This window comes from Tahibacter aquaticus, assembly GCF_004363655.1.
GTDB lineage: Bacteria > Pseudomonadota > Gammaproteobacteria > Xanthomonadales > Rhodanobacteraceae > Tahibacter > Tahibacter aquaticus.
Genome location: NZ_SNZH01000019.1, coordinates 1 through 19,353, shown reverse-complemented (window position 1 = coordinate 19,353; position 19,353 = coordinate 1). Strand labels below are relative to the sequence as shown.

Below are 19,353 nucleotides of genomic sequence, written 5' to 3'. Positions count from 1 at the left end.
GTTGCGCCGATCAGGACCCCGTGGTTGCTTCGATCCCCGCCAGCCACGCATCGATACGCGCCACCACTGGCAACGGCTCGCGCATCCATTCGAAATGTCCGGCACGCCCGCCACTGAACTCGCGGTCGGCAATCTCGCCGCGCTGCAATTGCAGCAAAGGCAGCTTTGCCAGCAAATAGTCCAGCGAGGCGGCGGGTACATACCAGTCGCTGCACAGGCGCAGCGCCAGCGCCGGCGTGACCACTTTGCGCAGGCGTGCTTCCGCGGCGAAATCGAGCGCCGCCGGGCGGTACTCGCCGCTGGCGGCGCTGTCGGCCCAGTCGCGGATCACGCCGCGGGCTTCGCGTCCGGCGAAGCCGACTTTGTCGCCGGGGAAGTAACCGCATACCGCCGACACCAGGCGGAACCCGGCGATTGCCGCCAGCAACACGCCCTGATGCCAGCCCGGAAACGTGCGCCACCAGGGATGGCCGCTGCCGACGATCGCATAGCCGGCGAAGTCCTGCGGTCGCTGCGCCAATGCCAGAGCGGCGAGCTGTCCGCCCAGGCTGTGGCCGGCGACGATCCATTGCGTATCGGCAGCGGCTTCGGCCAGTTGCTCGCGGCTGGCGGCTACGTCGGCGAGCAATTGCGCATAACCCCAGTCGCAGGCCCGTGCAGCGCGCCAGTTGCTTGAATCCTGTCCGCGCCATTCGTGCAGGGCCACGCTCCAGCCGCGCCCGGCCAGCGCAGCGGCAAAGTGACGGTACTTGCGGGCGGGCACGCCCATGGCCGGTAGCCAGAGCAGGCCCAGCTTTCGCCCGGGCTCGCCGCGCAGCAACAGCAGTTGGGCGGCGTGGCCGTCGGCAGCGGCAACGCACAAGGATTCGGGCGCCGGCTCGGGCGCAGCAGAGGGCAAGGGCATGTGCCGATGGTATCCCACGGGCGCTGCCGGCTTCGACCTGGTCGGCTGCCGTTCAGACACTGTCGATTTTGTTAAAAAGCTTGAGTAGACTGCTCGCGCTGTGTTTGCACGGTCTGAACGTTTGACCCGATGCCACCGATCGGCTGATCCGCGTCATCGCTTTGTCTTGAGCCCTGCAACCAGTAAGGCGATGGCCTGGCCATCTATGTTTCGAGCTTGGGAGAGCGTTTCATGTCGGATCGTGAGGTTGGTACCGTCAAGTGGTTCAACGATGCCAAGGGGTTTGGCTTTATTGCCCGTGAGAATGGCCAGGACGTCTTCGTCCACTTCCGCGCCATTGTCGGCAATGGTTTCAAGAGCCTGCAGGAAGGCCAGAAGGTCAGCTTCAAGGTAGTGCAGGGCCAGAAGGGCCTGCAGGCCGACGAAGTCAGCGCCGTCTGAAGAAACTGCCGTTGCGTGGGGGAGTCCGAAACGCCACGAAGCGATTCGTGGCGTTTTTCATTAATGCGCCAGTGCGGTCGGCGCCATACAGGGTTGAGCCATGAGCCAGACCATCCTGATCGAGCCGCGCATCCACGATATCGGCGGTGGCCTGATCGTACGCCGCGCCTTGCCGCATCTGCGTGCCCGCGCGGTGGGTCCGTTCGTCTTTCTCGACGAGTTCGGCCCGCTGGACGTGGCGCCGGGCGGCGGCACCGATGTACGGCCGCATCCGCATATCGGCCTGGCCACTGTCACCTATCTGATGGCCGGCGAGATGGTGCATCGCGACAGCCTTGGCACGGTGCAGGCGATCCGTCCCGGCGACATCAATCTCATGAGTGCGGGACGCGGCATTGTCCATTCCGAGCGCGGCAGTGCGCAGGCCAAGGCCGAGGGCCAGTACCTGCACGGCCTGCAGACCTGGCTGGCCTTGCCGCAGGACCAGGCCGAGTCCGCACCCTGGTTCCGCCATTACCCCGGCAGCAGCCTGCCGCGGGTGCAGCATGACGGCGCCAGCCTGCACGTATTGATGGGGCGCGCCTTCGGCGTGGAGTCGCCGGTGCAGGCGCCGTCGCCGACCTTGTACGTGTGGATGGACGTCAGCGCCGGCAGCCGCGTGTCGCTGCAGGCCGACTACGCCGAGCGCGCACTGTATGTCGTCAGCGGCGGCATCGAGGTGGATGGCCAGGCCGTGCCGGCGAACGAACTGGCGGTACTGGCGGCGCAAGCCGACAGCTTCACTGCGGTTGTCGACAGCCGTGTCGTGCTGCTCGGCGGCGATGCGCTGGATGGTCCGCGTCACCTGTGGTGGAACTTCGTGGCCAGCAGCCGCGAGCGCATCGAGCAGGCCAAGCAGGATTGGGCCGCGCAGCGTTTTCCATCTGTACCGGATGAGACAGAATTCATTCCGCTGCCCGAGCACTGAAATCCTTGCTGCAAACCGCGGCACGCATGACGGGCAATGAGCCGCGCGAATTGCGGCGCACGATCGTTCGGCGCAATTCGCTGCGCTCATCGCGCCCTGCTCGACACGCGCTGCTTTCGTCGGGTGCGATGAGCAAGGCGAATTGCACCGCCACCGCACGACAGGCACGAAAAAAGCGGCCCTGTTCGGGCCGCCCGGTTTTCACTCATTCAACCAGTGCAACAGCGCGATGGGGCTCGGGCCTCAGGCCACCTCCAGAGCCGCCTGCGGCTTGTTCACCGTACGCCGTTCGCGTCGCGATGCGCTCCAGTCGGCCAGGTCGATCTTGTCGCGCAGCCGCGTGCAGGCGCCGATCAGGCGATTGACCGCATCGTCGTCGAGGCCGGCGTGCAGGGTCAGGCGCAGCAGCGCGCGGTTCTTCGCCGTGGCCGGTGCGCAGAAGATCGCGCCGAAGATGTTTTCCGCCTCGAACGCATCGCGCACCTTCATCACGGCAGCTTCTGTGCCGACTTCCAGCGCGATGATCTGCTCGGTGCCTTCGCGTACCGGATAGCCCAGTTCCAGCAGCGCTTCGCGCACGCGCCGGGTGACGTGCTGCAGGCGTGCACGGCGCCAGCCTTCGCGCTGGATCACGCGATGCGAAGCGTCGATGCCAGCCAGCTCCGGCGGCAGCAGGGTGGAGGAGAAGATCGCTGGCATCGACTCGAAGGCGAAGTACGGCTTGAAGCGGCGGCTGCAGCTGATCAGGCCCGCCCGCGCGCAATACGCCTTGGCCAGGCTGGCGGTGACGAAATGCACGCGGTCGTTCAGGCCGAGGCTGGCGACCAGCCCTTCGCCATGCACGCCGTGTGTGCCCAGCGAGTGCGATTCGTCGACGATGAAGATGCAGCCGTGGCGCTGTGCGATAGTGGCGAATTCCGCCAGCGGGCAGATGCTGCCGTTTGTGCTGTAGATAGAGTCGACCAGTATCAGGCCGGGGCCGTGGCGCAGGATCTGCCGCTCCAGATACTCCGGATCGTTGTGGAAAACCGGCACCGACTGCGCGCCGGCAGCCTTGATGCCTTCCCACAGCGATGCATGCGCCAGCATGTCGATATAGACCGGCGTGCGCTCTCCGGCCAGGCATTGCACCAGGCCGATGTTCGCCACATAGCCCGACTGGCAGAGGATGGTTTCTTCGCTGCCCAGGGCCAGGGCGAGTTCGCGTTCGACCACGTGCAGCGGATCGTCGTCATGCTGCAGAAACAGGCCGGACATCATTGCGCCGTTGCCGGCGCAGGCGAGTGCCTCGCGCTGCGCGGCGACAATTTCCGGATGCCGCGTAATGGCCAGATAGTCATTGCTCTGCAACATCAGCGCATTGGCGCCGGGCTTGGCGCCGCGCAGGATATGGCGGCCGTTCCAGCTCGTGGCGACGCGCTCGTTATGGAATCGCTCCACGCGCTGGCGGGCGAACTCCGGCAGCTCCGGCGAACGCACCGGCAGCATCTGGAAGGAAGGGGTGACAACAGACGGGAAGGAAATAGACATGACTGCAAACCTCTCACGGGAGTTTATGGACCAAGCCATCCCTGGCTGGCTGCGGTTACGGCGCCGCAGCGGGACGACCGGTCCGGCCTTGGGCCGGTCGGAATCGAGAGGGTTTGCGATGATGCGCGACTATCCCGCGCGCGGCGGGATGTCGATATTGTCCTGTTCGCGCAACCAGTTGCGGTACGACTTCACATGGGCCAGCTGCAGCGGTTCAAGGTGATCGATAAGGCTGAAGTAGTAGCAGTTATCGCCTTGTATCGCGGTGGCCGGAAACAGGTTTGCGCCAGGGTCGGCAATTTGCGGGCTGTAGAAGCCACCGCTGGACCAGAACCAGGGCAAGGCACTGCCGGAGCGCAAGGCACGCAGCAGGTTGTCCGGGGCACCGCGATCTTCGGCCACATCGTGTTGCTCGCGCAGATCATCGTCGGTCTGTACAAGCAAGAAGCGGCCCACTCCCCAGGCGTCGAGCATGAGCACGCCAGTGGGATTGCACACCACATACGATTCGATCGGCTGGAAGGTAGCCACGACCGAATCGAATACGGCACGGAAGGCTGGATCGCGCAGGAACGAGAATCGCCCCATCGCCAACGCTTCGGCGACGAAGGCGCCGGCGCGCTCGAAATAGCGCTGCTGCAATTCGCGGATGGCGACTTGCAATTTGGCCATGGCCTGCGGATCGCTCTTGCGAATGAAGCGATCGATCACGCCGGAATTGAAGGCTTCGATCGCGACCGAGTCTTCCGCGCGGCCGGTGAGCAGGATCTTGCCGATCAGCGGATTGTTGAGCCGCTTGCAGAAGGTGACGCCGTCCATTTCCGGCATGAAGTAGTCGACGACGAGAACGGAGACTTCGGAAAACCGCTCCGGGTCATACACAATGCGGTGGATCGAGTCCACATCAAGGGCGACCAATTCCTGGGTTTGCGAAGGTCGGTCCTTCCAGCGGTGGAAGGATGCATTCGCATCTATTTGTTTTTACAAGATTAAATTGACAGAAAAAAGCCTGTGCAGGAATTGTGTAGAACATTTTCACCGCACAGCCCACAGATTGAAGGCAGAGAGGCGGACGGCAGTTACTTGCCCCTATCGGGGCTGTTTCAAGGGGCAGTGGCCTGAGGTCAGCCTTGATCGCGTTCGTACTAGAGGTAATGACGGTTGACGTTCAGCCAGTCGGTGACTCGTGACGTGGCGGTAGTTGCCGTTAGGGGCTACCTTCATCACGCGACCACCCTCGATGCTTGGCTTTGGCAGCAAGGCTTTGGTAAACGTCTTGCTTGGACTCAAGTGCAGTCAGAAGGCGTTTCGCAACCTCGTCGCAAATAGGCTTCCGATCAGCTCTTATTAAAACCCTTGACGTAATGTCATTCTCATCCTTTTGCTCTTCGTATGAGAACGTTAGCCAACCCCAAGCGGCAAAGAGTTCGAGTACAGCAATATGCGGAAGATATAGATCTCCGTCACAGTAGTCGACTTGGTCAGTTACAAGTACATCAAATGCAAGCTCTTCTCCATAGAAGACGACAGAATGTCCGGCCTTGATCGCAGCTTTCGCCATAGCATCGTAGTCCGCAGCGTAGAATGCTAGAAAGTTAAGTAGCTCGTCTCGATGAAGCTGAGCACTCCAACTTCCAAAAGTGTAGTAGAGCTCCTCTCGGTAGATCTCTATTTCCGTCGTCTGAAGTCCTTTGCTCTGACTTGTCCGTGAGTCGAATTCGTCGTGATGGTCGAAGCACAGAAAGGCTAGATTTTTTGATGCGTTGTTGTTCCGATCACCGTCGAGGTGGGCAATTTGCCCCTTTTTGACGGAGGAGTCTTTGGATAGTCCGTAGCAAATGCAGCATCGGCGACGAGATTGGACAAGCACCTCGGCCTGAGTCGAGCCTGGAACCTTTGTGCGCGACGACATATCCGTAGTCCTTTTAGGGCTTAGGTTCAGCCTCCAGTAGGCCAATGCTTACCTGCGCGCATACCAAAGCTATGCGATCCACTGCGGTCTAACGCCATAGCTCTCTCTGGAGAACTGCATCTTGGCAATCTTCACATTCATGTTGATCGATTGGATCTTATTGACAATCTCAGTGACCCGATCAGACGACATTCGAGCACCTAATATCAACTCTTTAATCGCATCCGTCGGGATATCGACAAGTCGTTTAGATTCTCGCGTAATGAGTCGCACCTCCTGCTCATACGCCCAGCAAGTTGGCTTTGTAAGAACTGCCGCCATAGCCAGGTCATCACCCTCCAGAAAATCGGCGTTTGGAGGAATGTCTTCGTAGCGAACGTCGTGCAGAATTCGCATACGCATTTCCTTATCGCCACCGAAGAATGGATGTGCAGGATCATATCCAACAGAAAATCCGGTATGGCCGTTGGCGTAGTGTGACCAGAGCAGCGGATTTGTAAGCGCACGACAGAAGCATGTCACGCCAGCACTTGCGAACTGTGCATGCATTTCTGGTCTTGACGCGAGGGTACTAAAGGCATGGAACTCAAATGGATCATTCAGACTTTCAATAGATGCTGACCATACGCGGCTCGCCAAAAAAGTATCAAAGTCGCGTGGTTGACTATCTGGACGGTACTGATAAATACGATAGTAAGAGCGAGTCACAAGAATGTCCTTTTAAAAGGATAATCATAAAACGCAACCGGCTTGGTGGTTTCCTATGCAGATTCTTGAATCGCAGATAGAGCCAAACTGAACAGTCGCTTTTCGAACACTGGCGAACTTGAATGTGAGCGTGCACCAAAAATTGCCGCCATCCGTTAGGCTCTGCGAACTAATCGCTCCAGCAGTTGAAGCGTAGCGTGAGAGCGCGGTTCGCTAGTAGGGCGACTATCCGACACGTCCGTCGACAGCACAAGTTTTCGTGATTCCTTTGCATTCCGCCGTAGTCGCGATTGATCTGCGTGATTCGGGTTGGGCAACGAGTCCATTTCTTGGCCACACGGCACGGGGGGGGTAAGGGCCTAGGTCAGGAAGAATTTGGTGGCTAGCCCTAGAACACGACGACCCCAGGCAGAAGAAGGCGATGTGCGCTGGACGCAGAAGCACGCAACGGTTACTACGGCAATAGCTGGCCAGACAGCGGTGAGAGGATTGCTCGACCACGCTCCGGTATGCCTCGCTGCGGTGAAGGCGCCGATCCTCTCAGCTATATGGTCTGCGAAACGCACCTGCGGAGGCGGCTGCGAGCCGCGTAGCGTGAACCGCAAGATGCCGACCGCTTCGGGATGGTTGTAGCCGACAGAACTCAGACGGCTGTTGTCGGATACGACAAAGGGGGAAGGGTGAGCCCCCCCCTGCCGCTAGACGAAAGCGTTCATCTCCTCTGTTGTCTGAAGGCGTACTGGCCGCCTGACGCCCGTGAACAGTCTTCACAAAACTGAAGAACCGGCGTGCCTGTCCAAAACCGGCGTGGCGTTTTCGGGGGGGCGTAGCAACACGCAGCGTCGTCATTGGCTGCCAAGCTGACAATGACGACGCATGAAACACCTCGGTATACATTGATTTTTTGGCACGATTTCGGAATGATGGAGGCATGACGACCAGCGTCGCGGAACAGCTCGCGGCCCTCCGTGCGGAAGTCGGAACCCTCCGCCGCGAGAACGCGCGTCTGCTGGTCGCGCTCATGGAAGCGCATCAGGAGACAGCCCAGGCGCGCCACGAACGCGATATGAGCCGGGGCAAGGCGGAACGCTTGAAACGAAACCTACAGGCGTTTCAGGACGGTTCGAGGGGAAACCCTCAACGTGGACAGGCCCACGCGAAAAACCTGCATCGGGTGCTTTCCCCTTCCGGCCAGGAGGGGAGCTAGCACCGTCGTATGAAAACCAATCAGGTCAACAACCTGCGTAGAAAGGAGGTGCCAACAGGCACAAACGCGGGTGCATCGGTCGATGCGCCCAAGCTCAATAGCCCCTGCCTGCCTCGATCTGATCGAGGTGGGGTTGCTGGCTGGCTCCCGGAGCCACCAGTGACGGCGTGAACACTTACCGGAACTCCGGCAATGCGTGTGAGCTTGAAATACGACCTGCGACACCTGGCCTACCGCAACAAAGACGGGAGCTTTGGCACCCAGGCAGAGAGATTAAAGACTCTGACCAAGATGGCCGACGACCTGAAGGGGTTGGGCTATCAGAATATGACTGCCGACAGCCTCAAGCCGAAGCACGTCGAGGCGTTGGTGAAGTCCTGGCGTGGACAAGACCTGTCAGTCGGCACGGTGAAGAACCGCATGGCGGCCCTTCGGTGGTGGGCCGAAAAGGTCGGCAAGCCGGGCATCATTGCCAGCGACAACGCCTTTTACGGCATTGCTGACCGCAAGTACGTCACCAACAAGACCAAGGCTGTTGAGTTGGGCGGCGATGGCCTGGAGCGGGTCACTGATCCCTGGACGCGGTATGCCCTGCGCTTGCAGGCCGCCTTTGGCCTGCGCCGCGAAGAAGCCCTGAAGTTTCGCCCCAAGGTCGCGTTGGTCGCCATTGAAGTCGGCCAGGTCGTACAGCTCAAGGCGTCCTGGTGCAAGGGCGGAAGGCCGCGCGAGGTTCCGATACGCACGGCGGAACAGGTGGCCTTGCTCCAGGAGGTCGCTGGCTTCGCCAAAGGCGGCTCGCTGATTCCGTCCAACAAGCTCTATGTTGAACAGCTCAACACCTTCAAGCACCAGACGGCGAAGGCTGGCCTCTCGAAAACCCACGGCCTACGGCATCAGTATGCGCAGCGTCGCTACCTGGAGGAAACGGGCTTTCCTTGCCCTGCTGCCGGCGGCCCGACCTCACGTCAGCTCGGTATTGACGACAAGGCCCGCGACCGCGATGCCAGGTTGAAGATTTCTCGCGAGCTGGGCCACGAGCGAGAGCAGATAACGGCGGTCTATCTCGGTCGATAGGCTGGTATTGAAGCTCTCGTCTACTGAACCGGGCTAATCCGGGTCCATGCACATGTACTGCAACGCCATATTTCAGCGGCAGCAACCGTGGCGATTGAATGCACTGTTTGCTTTCCACAAGACGTGCATTCGAACCCCTTTTTCTTTGCTCCGGCGGACGGTCTATCGAACGCAGTCCACCAGACAGTGCCACACGCATTGTTGCCGCAGTGATATGCCCCCTTATCCTGTGTGGCAGTAGATTTGCCACATGCAGGGCAACGAAAACCTTTGGCCATTGTTGCATCCTCCAGGCTTGCGGTTGGAAGTACTCATTCAGCAGCGGTGCGTCTGCTAGTAGACTACGTCAACCTGTCTCGAACCGCTAGCATCCGAAGTGTATCTCTGCACCTTTGTTCTTGTTGAGCTTCTAATTTTGGACCTACTTCAAGCCGCTTCTTGGTGGCGAGAGCGACGGCGAGGCTCGTGAACGCGAGGCCAGGTTGCGGATTTTCTGCTAGCTCGGCCACGAGCGCGAGCAGATTACGGCGGTGTATCTTGGGCGATAGTGGTCATGAGAGAGTACACCGCTAGCTCTGCGCGCCTTCTGTGAGGCGTAGAATGCAAAAGTTTGTTCCGCCAAAGCCCAACGTAAATCGCGGAATGCATATCAGCCCGACCGGTCTGGAGGAGTGAATTGTGATTCGCAGGGCATTGAAGATTGCGAGCGCGGGACTTGGTTGGGGCGGGCTGGTCGTTGGTCTCGGCATCTTTTGCCTAGAGCTCTGGGGAATCGCCAAGCCGCTATGCATGAAAGACCCAAGCTGGTTAAGTGCCTGCGCGGCCTGGGCGCAAGCCTTGCTGTCCGCAGGCACGTTGGTGGCAGTGTTTTTAGTACTCGCCATACAGCGAGGGCACGCACTAGCTGACCTACGCAGAGTGGAGGTCACAGCCGCTCGGGCATTCGCGAGGCGAATACTCCCACCCCTCGAAGAATGGGGCGCGCGGGTCGGGATCGGCGGACGTTTTCTAGCCTACGGAAACAGTCGGGAGATCGCGGGCAAATACTTGAGCGGCGATGCGCGTATTGAATTTTCTGCGCAGCAGGAGCTGGTGACGTTTTTAGAGCGGGCGCACTTGCTAGGAGGATCAGAGGCGACGTTTGCCGAAGCAATCGAATTAGGCCGAGACTTTGATCGCGACACCTTGCTCCTGGGGAAGAAGGCATTGCTCGTCCTTGACATATGGTCAGATACCGACGATGAGAAGATACAAGAATTGGCAAAAAGTGCAGAAGAGTTGTGGGCAAAAATCACCCTAGTTGCGCATCGTGCCCGCGAGGTCGCCGACCGCGGTGCATGAAAACCACTTCGAATCCATCATCTCTCGCTCCTTACTGCTGCGCTTTTCCTTGAGCCTAATTGCAAGAGTAATCTTCCCACATAAGTGTGCCGCGCGGGCCGTTGTCGCGCTGGCGGCAGCTATATGCTGCCCAATCTATGCCTTCCCGAAACCGAGCGCGAGCAGATTACGGCGGTGTATCTACGCCGCTAAAGTTCCAGGTCGTCTATTTCCTTTCCCTTAGCGCGTTCTTGCTCACGCGCCTTCTGGCTTTCGGCTTCACGGGCGCGCCGTTCTTCAAGCTGATGCTCAGCGTCTAGGTTTGCTTTTGCCTCTCGCCATTCGGCTCCTCGGGCACTCACTAAAGAAATGAGTTCGGCGCGTTGCTTTTGTAGCTTATCGACTTTCGCCCAAAGCTCAGGCGTGAAGCCCTTTTTTTCTAGCTCGTCTTCTTTCGCTACGAGCTGGTCTTCCACGCTCTTCTTCTGCTCCACGGCATCTAGTAAGCGTCGCTTACAGCGGACCTCTTCTTCTTGCAGCGTGGTCATGATCCATCCTTGAGGCGTTTTGCAAAAGCACTCTCGGCATCCAATACCAGGCGGCCATCCGACACGTTTTCGCGAGCGGTTTGGACGATGAGTTGCAAAAGCTCGATATGTTTTAGCAAGCCTTCTCGTCTTGGGTCTTGAGACGGCAACGTCGCAAGTTCATTTTGCAGTACTTTTGCTTTTTGCTCTGCCTCGCGGGCACGCTGTGCTGATTGAACCATGCTTTCGTGCATTTTCTCCGAGTTGGCCTCGGATTCTTCAATGAGTTCGTAAGTCGCGGTCATCCCCTGACCCTTTCGCTTGTTGCCTCCTTTTATGTAAGCAGACCCCGGCTTGGTTGCAAGGGGTATTTTCACCCCCCTGTTAGCCGTGCCAGTTGCAGCTACAACCTCCGGTTGTTGTGAAGCCTCTGGCACATCGCTTGGCGGCATAGGCGACTGGTTGAGCTGCACCGACACCGGCGCACGCACCGCAGCAGCAGCCCAGACTGCTACATCCTGGTAAGGGATTTTGTACGCCAAGACCGGGCGTTGTCCTTGTAGGAATACGATTTGCCGCTGCTGATCGCCCCAAGTCGGTATTCGCATGACTTCGTCGGGCGTGATAAGCGGCACGCCGACATATTGCAGACTCTGGGTTTCAACGCCCCAAACGTCAGCCCAGAACAAAATTTTGCTGGTCTTGAAGGTTCTGGATGAAGTTCGAATGGTTTTCTGACCGACCATCTTCGAGACATATTCGGCAGTTTCGTAGTCGGCAACGCCGAAGAAGGAGCGCGCTCCGCAGTTGGCCAGTAGCGAGGTGGCCTTGTCGCCGTAAGTCTCACGGATTTGGCCGAGGTCTTGCGCGAAGAGCCAAAGCCGACAGCCGTAGCCAGCGAGGTAGGCCATGCCGTCTACGATGGGCTGCATATAGCCCAGGCTCGGGAACTCATCGAACAGGAAGGTCAGCGGTGGTCGGTCGTTCCGTGTTGGCAACTGCCTGGTCATCGTCGATAGGGCTAGTCCGAGTACGACGCGCAGCACCCCCTTGTAGGTGCTCAGATGTTCCGGGGGAATAATGATGTAGAGGGTCGCCACCTGGTCACGCAGCTCTTCAAGGCCAAAACTACTAACTTTTGTTGCTGTCGACAGATGTTCGCTATCCCATATAGTGGTCTGCGCCTGTGCCGTCGAGACAACGCCGCTACGCTCGCGGTCAGCCTTCTGTAGCAGTATGTTGGCCGCGCGCACGACGAAGGCGGATTTCGAAGCCGTCATCTTGTCTCGGACGAATTCAAGAAATGCTTTCTGATTGAGCGTCAGCAACTGGCGGACGCGCTGCATGTTCCGCTCGCCTTCCTCAGTTTCGCTGACGTAGCCGATGAGGCCTGCCAATAGGTTCTTGGCGGCTTCCTTCCAGTGATTGCCCTCTTCTTCATCTTTCCCTGGCACGATGAGCATGTCGGCGATGAGCATGGCGTCATCGAATGCGGCGGGCGTGCCTCGTCGTACGAAGTCCAGCGGGTTGAAGCCACTGGTGTCGTTCTCGAAGGGCGCGAATCGGAAGACCTTACCGAAGTGGCCGCGTCTCTCTCCGGACAGCTTGTAGTTCTCTCCCTTGATGTCGTTTACGACCATGCTGCCCGGGTAGGTCAGCAGGTTGGGAATGATGTGGCAGGTTCCCTTGCCCGTTCTAGTCGGGGCAATGGTTATCAGGTGCTGGTCACCGTCGTAGTACATCGCGCTGCCATTGGCTGCGCCTAAGAAGAGCGGACCAGGCTTGATGCCGGGGAAGGCATTGCGATTCCAGTCGGCAGTTCCATGGGCGACCGTAGAGTAAAAATCTACCGCGTCTAGCAGGGCCTGAATGGCACGTCGATCACGCCAAACTGACACGGCATACGCGACGAAGATGGCGAGAACAATAATGATGACGACTTGAAGCGTCATCCAAAGGGTATCTAAGTTCATCGCGGTGCTCCCGCGACAGGGGGCAGCGGAAGGGCCGGCGGCTGTCGGCGTCGAAACAGCGCGATGGCAAGCAGGAAAGGCAGGATTTCGCCGACGAAGAACGAGGCGAGCACAGAGGTGCCCACGTCGGGAAAGCGGATTCCTGGGGCGATGCCAGAGTAGTACGTAGCGTCGTACCTCTGAAACCCTACATTTTCACGAGCTACCCGCTCTTCCAGCACGATGAGCAACTTGCCCTTCTCGCTGGATTCGGCCCAGTTCCAAGCTAGGACATTGAAGGCTATGAGCAGGGTCAAGGTGCCCAGGGCGGCCCCCACTTTGCTTCCCTGTAGAGAGCTTGAGGTTGATCGACCGGGGCCATGCCGGAACCGTCGCCATAGCCAAGGCAAGACGACGGGTGCGAACGGCAAGACAAAGCCAACGAAGATCGCCCAACCATAAGTAAGCCAAGGATTTTGGTAAACTATTTTACTTGGCCATAGCTGCGTGTACGGTGCCGTGCCGTCTGCCTCCATCTTGTGTTGGTAGAGCGTGATGGGCCCGGCAACTTCAAAGGGCGAAGTTTTTATGTCCCAAGCAAGAATGTTGAGTACAACAAACAGAACAACGCAGGTGGCAAGGGCCCTTTTTTTCCTGCTGTCCAAAGCGCGCCAAATACCTCGCATGAGGTGCTTCCTTCGGTGCCACAGCCACGGCAGAAGGTAAGCCACAATGAAGGGCAATACGAAACCGGTGAACAGGGCAACAGCCCAGGAGTACCAGATGCTTCGATAATAGAAGCTATCGGGCTTTAGGTCGGTGTACTGAGTGACACCATCCTGCTGGTGCTGATACAGCGGGATCACTCCTGCATGCTGCTGAGGTGCAGTCCGTATGTCCCAGGCCGCAATGTTCAGCAAGACCAACAGGGCAAGCATTACCCAGGTTCTCCAGCGTTTCCACATTGCCATTCCCCGAAGCTCGCCGGTGTAGTACCCGAGCATTGGGAAGGCAGGTGTCACGAGCGCGCCGAACCTCTCACTCCACGTTAGGCGAGCAGAGTTGACGAGTTTTGCTGCGGAGGCGTCTCGCGTGTTTCGAGGCTATTCGCGCCGGATCAGCTCCAGCCACGCGCCACGCTTGCTGGCCGGAAGACGGCGGTAGTGCACGAGCAGCGCGCGCTCGTCGGGGTTGCGCGCAATAGCTGTCACCGACCGCCCTAATGGAGCCACCCAAGATCGGGCTAATGGAGCCAGTAGAAGTGCCCTAAAAAGGGCTCTCGAACAGGGTCAGGATGCGGGGGATTTCGGGGCTTTGGCAAGAGGGGGTTTCGGGGCGGATTTGGCATCACGCGGAGCCCGGTAGGAATCGCCGTCGAGCACGATGCGGTAGGCGCCGTGACGTAGGCGGTCGATGGTGGCCTCGGCGAGGATGCGGTTGGCGGGAAAGGCGTCGTGCCATTCGTCGAAGTCGAGGTTGCTGGTGACGATGGTGGAGTTGCGCTCGTAGCGTTCGGCGATGAGTTCGTGGAGATCTTCGTCGTGGGGTGTGCGCAGGGGTTTGAGACCAAAATCATCAATGATGAGGAGGTCGAGCTTGGCCAGCTGCTGCAATCGCCGTTCGTAGGTTCCGATGGCGCGCGCCTTGTGCAGGGTGCCGGTGAGCTGGGTCTGTGTGGTGAAGAGCACATCGTGGCCGTGGCGAGCGGCGGCGTGGCCGAGTGCCTGGGCGAGATGACTTTTGCCGGTGCCGCAGGGGCCGACGATGAGAACCGGCGCTCGTTCGGTGAGATAGCGACCGGTGGCCAGGTCGTGGATCTGAGCGCGATTGAGCGAGGGGATTCGGTCGAAGTCGAAGCCATCGAGGGTTTTCTCGGCGCGGAAGCTTGCGCGGCGTAGACGCAAGGCGAGTTTCTTCTGGTCACGCCGTGCGATCTCGTCGTGGATGAGCAAGGCAAGGAAGTCGGTATAGGCGAGGTGTTCGCTGACGGCCTGGCGGTTACGGGCTTCGAGGGAGTCGAGGATGCCGGACAGGCGCAGTTGCTTGAGAGCGGGGTTGAGCTGTGGGATCGGGTTCATGGTGTCAATTCCTTCAATAAGTTTGTGTATATAGGTGAACAGATTGCAATAAATCTTTGTTGGTTATTGTCAGTGCCGCCGACCGGTATCGTTCTGGCGGCAGAACCGGCCGCCGTGAACATAGGTCTCTGCCATGGCGTCGAAGGCGTCGGCTTGCGCCGCCTGATCGAGTCCATTGGCAAGGATGGTCTTGACGGTGCGATAGCGTGGCGAGTCGAAGCTCATGGCGCGCTGACAAGCCACTTCCAGACGTGCCGGGCCGTGGGCTTTGGCCAGACGGATCACGCCTTGCGCCGCTCGCAGGTTGTCCATGACCCGATCAGCGAACAGGCGCGTGATGAGCTTCAAACACGACGGTCCGATCCGTTGGGCTTCCTGCAGGCAGTACTGCGGATCGGCGAGCGACCACGCCAACGCCTCGGGCGGCAGATGATCGCGGACCGTGCTGCGCGCGCCGGGGCGCGAGTGGCGCGGGTGCGTGGCGACAAGCTCGTGCTCGCGGTAGCAGGTGACCAAGCTCGCCGTGGCCTTGAGCCACAGGCGCTGCCCCATGAGCCGGAACGGCACCGAGTACAGCACCTTCTCGAACTGCACATGCGCGTCACGATGGACACTGACCTGAGCCCATACCGCCAGCTCCGGCGGTACGTCGGGCAACGGTTTGAGCAGCGCCTGTTCGGTCTGCGCAAAGACGCGCAGTGGCTGCTCCCGTGTCGTACCGTGGCAGCGTGTGCCAGCATCGGAGAACACCCATTCCAGCAGCTGGCGATTGGCATCGGGCACGTCGCGGAATGTACGTAATGGAACAAATGAACGTTTTATGTACTTGACGCCGGACTCGACAATGCCCTTCTTCTGCGGGTCTGCCGGTGGGCACGCACTGATGCGAAAACCATAGCCTTCCGCACACTGGGCATACGCACGCTGCACGACCGGATCGGTGACCGATGCCCGCGTGATGGCGCACTTGGGATTGTCGATGATGATGCGCTCGGGCACGCCGCCGAAGTGCTCGAAGGCGCGGCGGTGGCAGGCCAGCCATGTGGCCACCGTCTGGTCGCGCACCACCTCGGCGTACTGGTGGCGCGAGAACGCCAATGTCATGACGAAGATCCACGTCTTCATCACCTCACCGGTGTGCACGTCCACGATCGTCGGCCCAGCGCCGAAGTCCACCTGTGCCGCCTCCGCCGGCAAGAACGTCAACCGCATCGTCGTCACCAGCGGTCGCTGCGCGGCCATGTGCTGAACAAAACGGCGGACCGCGGAATAGCTGCCGGTGTAGCCGTGGTTGCGCCTGAGCGTGGCGTGGATCGTCGTGCCCTGCACGCCCGCGTCGACCCACGTGACGATCTGCTCTCGCCAGGGTTCCAGCGTTGATACGGCGGTCGGCGTGCGCGGCGCGTCGCTGAACACAGCAGCCAGGGCCGCATCATCGGGCAGAGGCTGCTGGGCATCCAGCCACCCCTGCGAGGTAGCCTGCTGCCGAACCTCGGCGACCTTGCGTCGCCCCATCAGACGGGATCGCGCGACATCGCGATCGGAGTCGCCCTGGCGCAATCGCACCAGGACCTGTCGGTACTCATACATCTCGAATCTCCGGTTGCTCATCGCTCCCCCCAGGCAAAAGGCCCGGAGGGTAGCGGTGAATGGGAGTTCGAGAGCCCGTTCAGGGCATCAGCTGGCGCCTTTAGCCCGATCCTCGGCTGGCTCCATTGCGGCGATCATCGGCTGGCTCCAATAGCCCGATCATTCGCTGGCTCCATTACCCCGGTCAGCACCTGGCTCCATTACGGCGATCCTGGAATGGCTCCATGGGGGCGGTCGGTGACAATAGCCGCAGGGTCAACGCCAGGGGCGTCTTTCGACCCGTCCATGTTCGCGATGGCTGGTGCGCCGCATATCAGTTCATCGAGTGATCGGCCGACTGCTTGGCGCAGGGTATCGAGCAGCCTGAAGCCGGGCGTCTCGCGCCCGTTCTCCCAGGCCGATACCGATGATTTTGTGACGCCGAGTTCGAAGCCGAGCTGCTCCTGCGTCATGCCGGCTGCGATGCGCGCCTCCCTCAGCCGATCCCCAAACCGTTTCATACCGCACCTTGCGCGACGTACCTGTCCGCAAGGTATGGAAGTTCCACACTACTGTCGTACGGCACAGCTTGACACTTGGGTATGGCATAGCAAGACTTGGCCAGGGCGGAAAGGCCGAACCGGACGGCCTGTCCAATGGAGCGGGAGGGCGAACCTGGCCGCGCCCCGCTCCGTCTGCCGCCACAGACCGCCGGCGCGGGTGCGTCACCGGGCGGCTGTCCCTCATCCGACGAATGAGAAAGGCATATGAAGATTTCCAACGTCCTCGGCGTTTTGCTCCTGGCGGCGACGGTGGCCGGCTGTTCGAAAGACGCAGACCAAGCCGCGAGTACTGCTGCCGCCAGCAACAAGCCGGCAGCATCGACCGCCAAGGAAAGCGCAGACACACCACAGTCAACGGTGGCTCAGTTCTACGAATACCGCTCGAAGGGCGACTACGCCGCCGCGTACGACATGACAAGCGAGGGTTATCGCGGGTACTACGACAGACAGGCCTGGATAGCTGCCATGAGGGACTTCGAGGAGGCAGCGGGTGGATTCAAGCGCGCGGACGTAAAGTCATGGAGTCCCACCGACAAGATCGCAGTCGAGTACGGGAACCTCACAGCAAATGAGCGCGTTGTAGTTTCCGATACTGGGCCATATCGCATCACAGGCCTTGCCATCACGGCCCAGGACGCGGCTAGCGACGATGGACAAGGCGGGCAGGGCGAAAGCCGTGGGGAGCGTATAACCGATCCCGCTACTGAGATGACGTTCAACGGCGTGGTCGAGAGCATCTCGAACAATCGCCCGAAAGACCTTTTGAATCGGATGGAGTACGAGAAACGCTTCGGGAACCGCACACCGTGGCACCTCCTTGCCGGCCCGCGAGAGATGACGCTGCTTCACTTTGCCGCCTTACAAGGCGCAGCCGATAGCGCGGCCGAACTGATCAGGCTTGGAACGCCGGTCGATGTGCTGGCAGAGCATGATTCAACTCCGTTGTTCCTCGCTGCCTGCGCCGGTCGCATGGAAACGGTCAAGCTGCTCGCAAGCCACGGCGCGAATGTGGGCCGCCTGAACGATCAAGGGTTCAAGCCACAGGATTGCGCAAAGGCCCAGGGAAAGCTCGAAGTGGCCTCGTGGTTGGAGGCGCAGTCAGGCGGCATTGCAAAATCACCCTTCGAACCCCTGCGGCGACTGGAAGCGGCTGCTGGGACAAAGTACGACGAGCTGTGCTTGGCAGTGTCGAAGACTATCCGTTCAGCACCCAATGACCAGCAGACAATATCTCAGGCGAAAATGCTGATCGACGGCGGCTTCTTCTCGCAAGGCGATAGCTGCTTCGTGATCGAAGAAGGGCCGCCGGATTCAGCTGTGCATCAGATGAACGCGGCGATTCGCGGCGAGCGAGGTCGAGGCAAGGTCATGGGTAGCATCCTTGCTATCGCTGCCGCTGTCGGCAGTACAGAGATTGTGCGCCATGCCGTCGAGCATGGCTTTGACCCAAGCGGTGGCTTCTACTCGTACACGACACTGAACGGCCAGCATGGAAGCGGGCCGGCGATATTGCTTGCCACGCAGAATGGTCATGCTGATGTCGTGCAACTGCTTATCGACAAGGGTGCCGATGTGAACGCAATAGATAGCGGCTCAATGCGGCACCTGCTCGACTACGCCGAAGATCCGGAAATCCGACGAATGCTGGCCGTAGCGGCGCGTACCCAGTTGGAGAAGTCGCGCTGACCGATTGTCTTGGAGGCCGTCACTGGCGGCGCAAGCTGACAGTGACGGCCAGCGCGCGGCTATGCCACGCGCTGCTTTCTCGGGATAAAAGAGCGTGCCAGTCCCGTGATGGCCGAGGTCATCACGGCGACTTTTCTTCCTGGTCATCACGCAGCACGGTCGCCAGGTCATCACGCGATCACTTTCGCGCAGTCGCCTGTGAAAATCCCCCGCAGCCATGCGGTGCGCGCTACGTGCGCCGGGAGTTCACTACCTACACAGTGGGATTGAAGCCGCAGATCGTTGCTGCTAGAAATATTGTCGAAACAAAGTTCACTTTTCCCGCGCCATCCCGGCGTGGGGCATCCCACAGATGCCCCGCGACGCGGGGCTGGAGGCGAAACATGCTCGACAATCCCGCAGGGCTTTTGTGGCACCGCGTGGTTTTCCCGGAAGAGTTCGAGACCGACTACGAGGAACGGATACTGGCAGAGGCCCGGAGCATCGCTCAGCGGCGATTGAGCGGACGGCTCCATGTACGAGATCCGCGTGCCGCACGCGAGCTACTCATGCTGCGACTGCTCGGCAACCCGGAGGAGCTATTCGCGTGTGTATTCCTGGACAGTCGACACCGGGTCATCGCGTGCGAAATCCTGTTTCGCGGATCGATTGATGGCTGCGCCGTACATCCGCGTGTCATTGCACGATATGCGCTACTGCATAACGCCGCAGCAGTCATTGTGGCGCACAACCATCCGAGCGGTGTATGTGAGCCATCCGAGTCGGATAGGCGTATCACGCATCAGATTAGAGAAACGCTGAGCCTCTTTGACGTGAGGTTGTGAACCGCCCCGGCTTCCCCGGAGACTCCATCTCTTGAGAGGATGGAGCAATGAGCAAGTCAGCAAATTTTCCGAAGGAAGTGCGCGAGCGTGC

18 protein-coding genes are annotated in these 19,353 nt (G+C 59.8%); 7 read left to right on the top strand and 11 right to left on the bottom strand.

The features are described from left to right. Window positions 1–10: 10 nt before the first annotated feature. Entirely contained in the window at window positions 11–904 is an 894-nt protein-coding gene (locus DFR29_RS24255; RefSeq protein ID WP_133821234.1) for an alpha/beta hydrolase family protein, read from the bottom strand. A 231-nt stretch (window positions 905–1,135) separates the two neighbouring features. On the opposite strand from DFR29_RS24255, the gene DFR29_RS24250 reads away from it, so the two are divergent. Both DFR29_RS24250 and DFR29_RS24245 read left to right on the top strand, forming a co-directional pair. Next, window positions 1,136–1,345 carry a cold-shock protein gene (locus DFR29_RS24250; RefSeq protein WP_133821233.1) on the top strand — a complete coding sequence of 70 codons (210 nt, stop codon included), beginning with the start codon at window positions 1,136–1,138 and terminating at the stop codon, window positions 1,343–1,345. 100 nt (window positions 1,346–1,445) lie between these two features. Further along, a complete protein-coding gene (locus DFR29_RS24245) occupies window positions 1,446–2,312 on the top strand; it encodes a pirin family protein (protein WP_133821232.1) in 867 nt (288 codons plus the stop codon). A gap of 243 nt (window positions 2,313–2,555) precedes the next feature. Here the strand turns inward: DFR29_RS24245 and cqsA are convergent, their stop codons facing one another. The 4 genes from cqsA to DFR29_RS24225 form a co-directional block, all read right to left on the bottom strand. Continuing rightward, a complete protein-coding gene (cqsA, locus tag DFR29_RS24240) occupies window positions 2,556–3,842 on the bottom strand; it encodes an alpha-hydroxyketone-type quorum-sensing autoinducer synthase (protein ID WP_208113705.1) in 1,287 nt (428 codons plus the stop codon). A gap of 129 nt (window positions 3,843–3,971) precedes the next feature. Next, on the bottom strand, window positions 3,972–4,760 hold the full coding sequence (locus tag DFR29_RS24235; RefSeq protein WP_133821231.1) for a response regulator: 789 nt from the start codon (window positions 4,758–4,760) through the stop codon (window positions 3,972–3,974). Window positions 4,761–5,049: 289 nt separating this feature from the next. Then, complete coding sequence (locus tag DFR29_RS24230; RefSeq protein ID WP_133821230.1) at window positions 5,050–5,754, bottom strand: hypothetical protein; 705 nt, start codon at window positions 5,752–5,754, stop codon at window positions 5,050–5,052. 69 nt (window positions 5,755–5,823) lie between these two features. After that, window positions 5,824–6,462 (bottom strand): DUF2971 domain-containing protein, encoded by a 639-nt coding sequence (locus tag DFR29_RS24225; protein ID WP_133821229.1) that lies wholly within the window; start codon window positions 6,460–6,462, stop codon window positions 5,824–5,826. A 931-nt stretch (window positions 6,463–7,393) separates the two neighbouring features. Here DFR29_RS24225 and DFR29_RS24220 point away from each other — a divergent pair. The 3 genes from DFR29_RS24220 (at window position 7,394) to DFR29_RS24210 (ending at window position 10,084) form a co-directional block, all read left to right on the top strand. Further along, entirely contained in the window at window positions 7,394–7,669 is a 276-nt protein-coding gene (locus DFR29_RS24220) for a hypothetical protein (RefSeq protein WP_133821228.1), read from the top strand. A gap of 192 nt (window positions 7,670–7,861) precedes the next feature. Further along, complete coding sequence (locus DFR29_RS24215; RefSeq protein WP_133821227.1) at window positions 7,862–8,743, top strand: phage integrase N-terminal domain-containing protein; 882 nt, start codon at window positions 7,862–7,864, stop codon at window positions 8,741–8,743. A 789-nt stretch (window positions 8,744–9,532) separates the two neighbouring features. Beyond that, window positions 9,533–10,084 (top strand): hypothetical protein, encoded by a 552-nt coding sequence (locus DFR29_RS24210; protein ID WP_133821226.1) that lies wholly within the window; start codon window positions 9,533–9,535, stop codon window positions 10,082–10,084. 188 nt (window positions 10,085–10,272) lie between these two features. On the opposite strand, the gene DFR29_RS24205 is transcribed toward DFR29_RS24210, so the two are convergent. The 6 genes from DFR29_RS24205 to DFR29_RS24180 form a co-directional block, all read right to left on the bottom strand. Then, window positions 10,273–10,611: a hypothetical protein gene (locus DFR29_RS24205; protein WP_133821225.1), complete on the bottom strand. Its 339-nt coding sequence runs from the start codon at window positions 10,609–10,611 to the stop codon at window positions 10,273–10,275. Further along, window positions 10,608–12,563 (bottom strand): type IV secretory system conjugative DNA transfer family protein, encoded by a 1,956-nt coding sequence (locus DFR29_RS24200; protein WP_133821224.1) that lies wholly within the window; start codon window positions 12,561–12,563, stop codon window positions 10,608–10,610. The genes DFR29_RS24205 and DFR29_RS24200 overlap by 4 nt, the downstream gene beginning before the upstream one ends. Further along, window positions 12,560–13,480, bottom strand: coding sequence for a hypothetical protein (locus DFR29_RS24195; RefSeq protein ID WP_133821223.1), 921 nt, complete (start codon window positions 13,478–13,480; stop codon window positions 12,560–12,562). Before DFR29_RS24195 ends, DFR29_RS24200 begins: the two co-directional genes overlap by 4 nt. 351 nt (window positions 13,481–13,831) lie before the next feature. Beyond that, the gene (gene istB / locus DFR29_RS24190) at window positions 13,832–14,620 is read right to left on the bottom strand and encodes an IS21-like element helper ATPase IstB (RefSeq protein WP_133821222.1); all 789 of its coding nucleotides are present in this window, start codon (window positions 14,618–14,620) and stop codon (window positions 13,832–13,834) included. A gap of 69 nt (window positions 14,621–14,689) precedes the next feature. Next, the gene (istA, locus tag DFR29_RS24185) at window positions 14,690–16,210 is read right to left on the bottom strand and encodes an IS21 family transposase (protein ID WP_133821221.1); all 1,521 of its coding nucleotides are present in this window, start codon (window positions 16,208–16,210) and stop codon (window positions 14,690–14,692) included. Window positions 16,211–16,410: 200 nt separating this feature from the next. Then, the gene (locus tag DFR29_RS24180; RefSeq protein WP_133821220.1) at window positions 16,411–16,710 is read right to left on the bottom strand and encodes a helix-turn-helix transcriptional regulator; all 300 of its coding nucleotides are present in this window, start codon (window positions 16,708–16,710) and stop codon (window positions 16,411–16,413) included. Between the two features lie 246 nt (window positions 16,711–16,956). On the opposite strand from DFR29_RS24180, the gene DFR29_RS24175 reads away from it, so the two are divergent. Then, window positions 16,957–18,438 carry an ankyrin repeat domain-containing protein gene (locus tag DFR29_RS24175; protein WP_133821219.1) on the top strand — a complete coding sequence of 494 codons (1,482 nt, stop codon included), beginning with the start codon at window positions 16,957–16,959 and terminating at the stop codon, window positions 18,436–18,438. Window positions 18,439–18,821: 383 nt separating this feature from the next. Beyond that, window positions 18,822–19,262, top strand: a complete 441-nt coding sequence (locus DFR29_RS24170) for a JAB domain-containing protein (RefSeq protein ID WP_133821218.1) — start codon at window positions 18,822–18,824, stop codon at window positions 19,260–19,262. Window positions 19,263–19,353 lie beyond the last annotated feature (91 nt).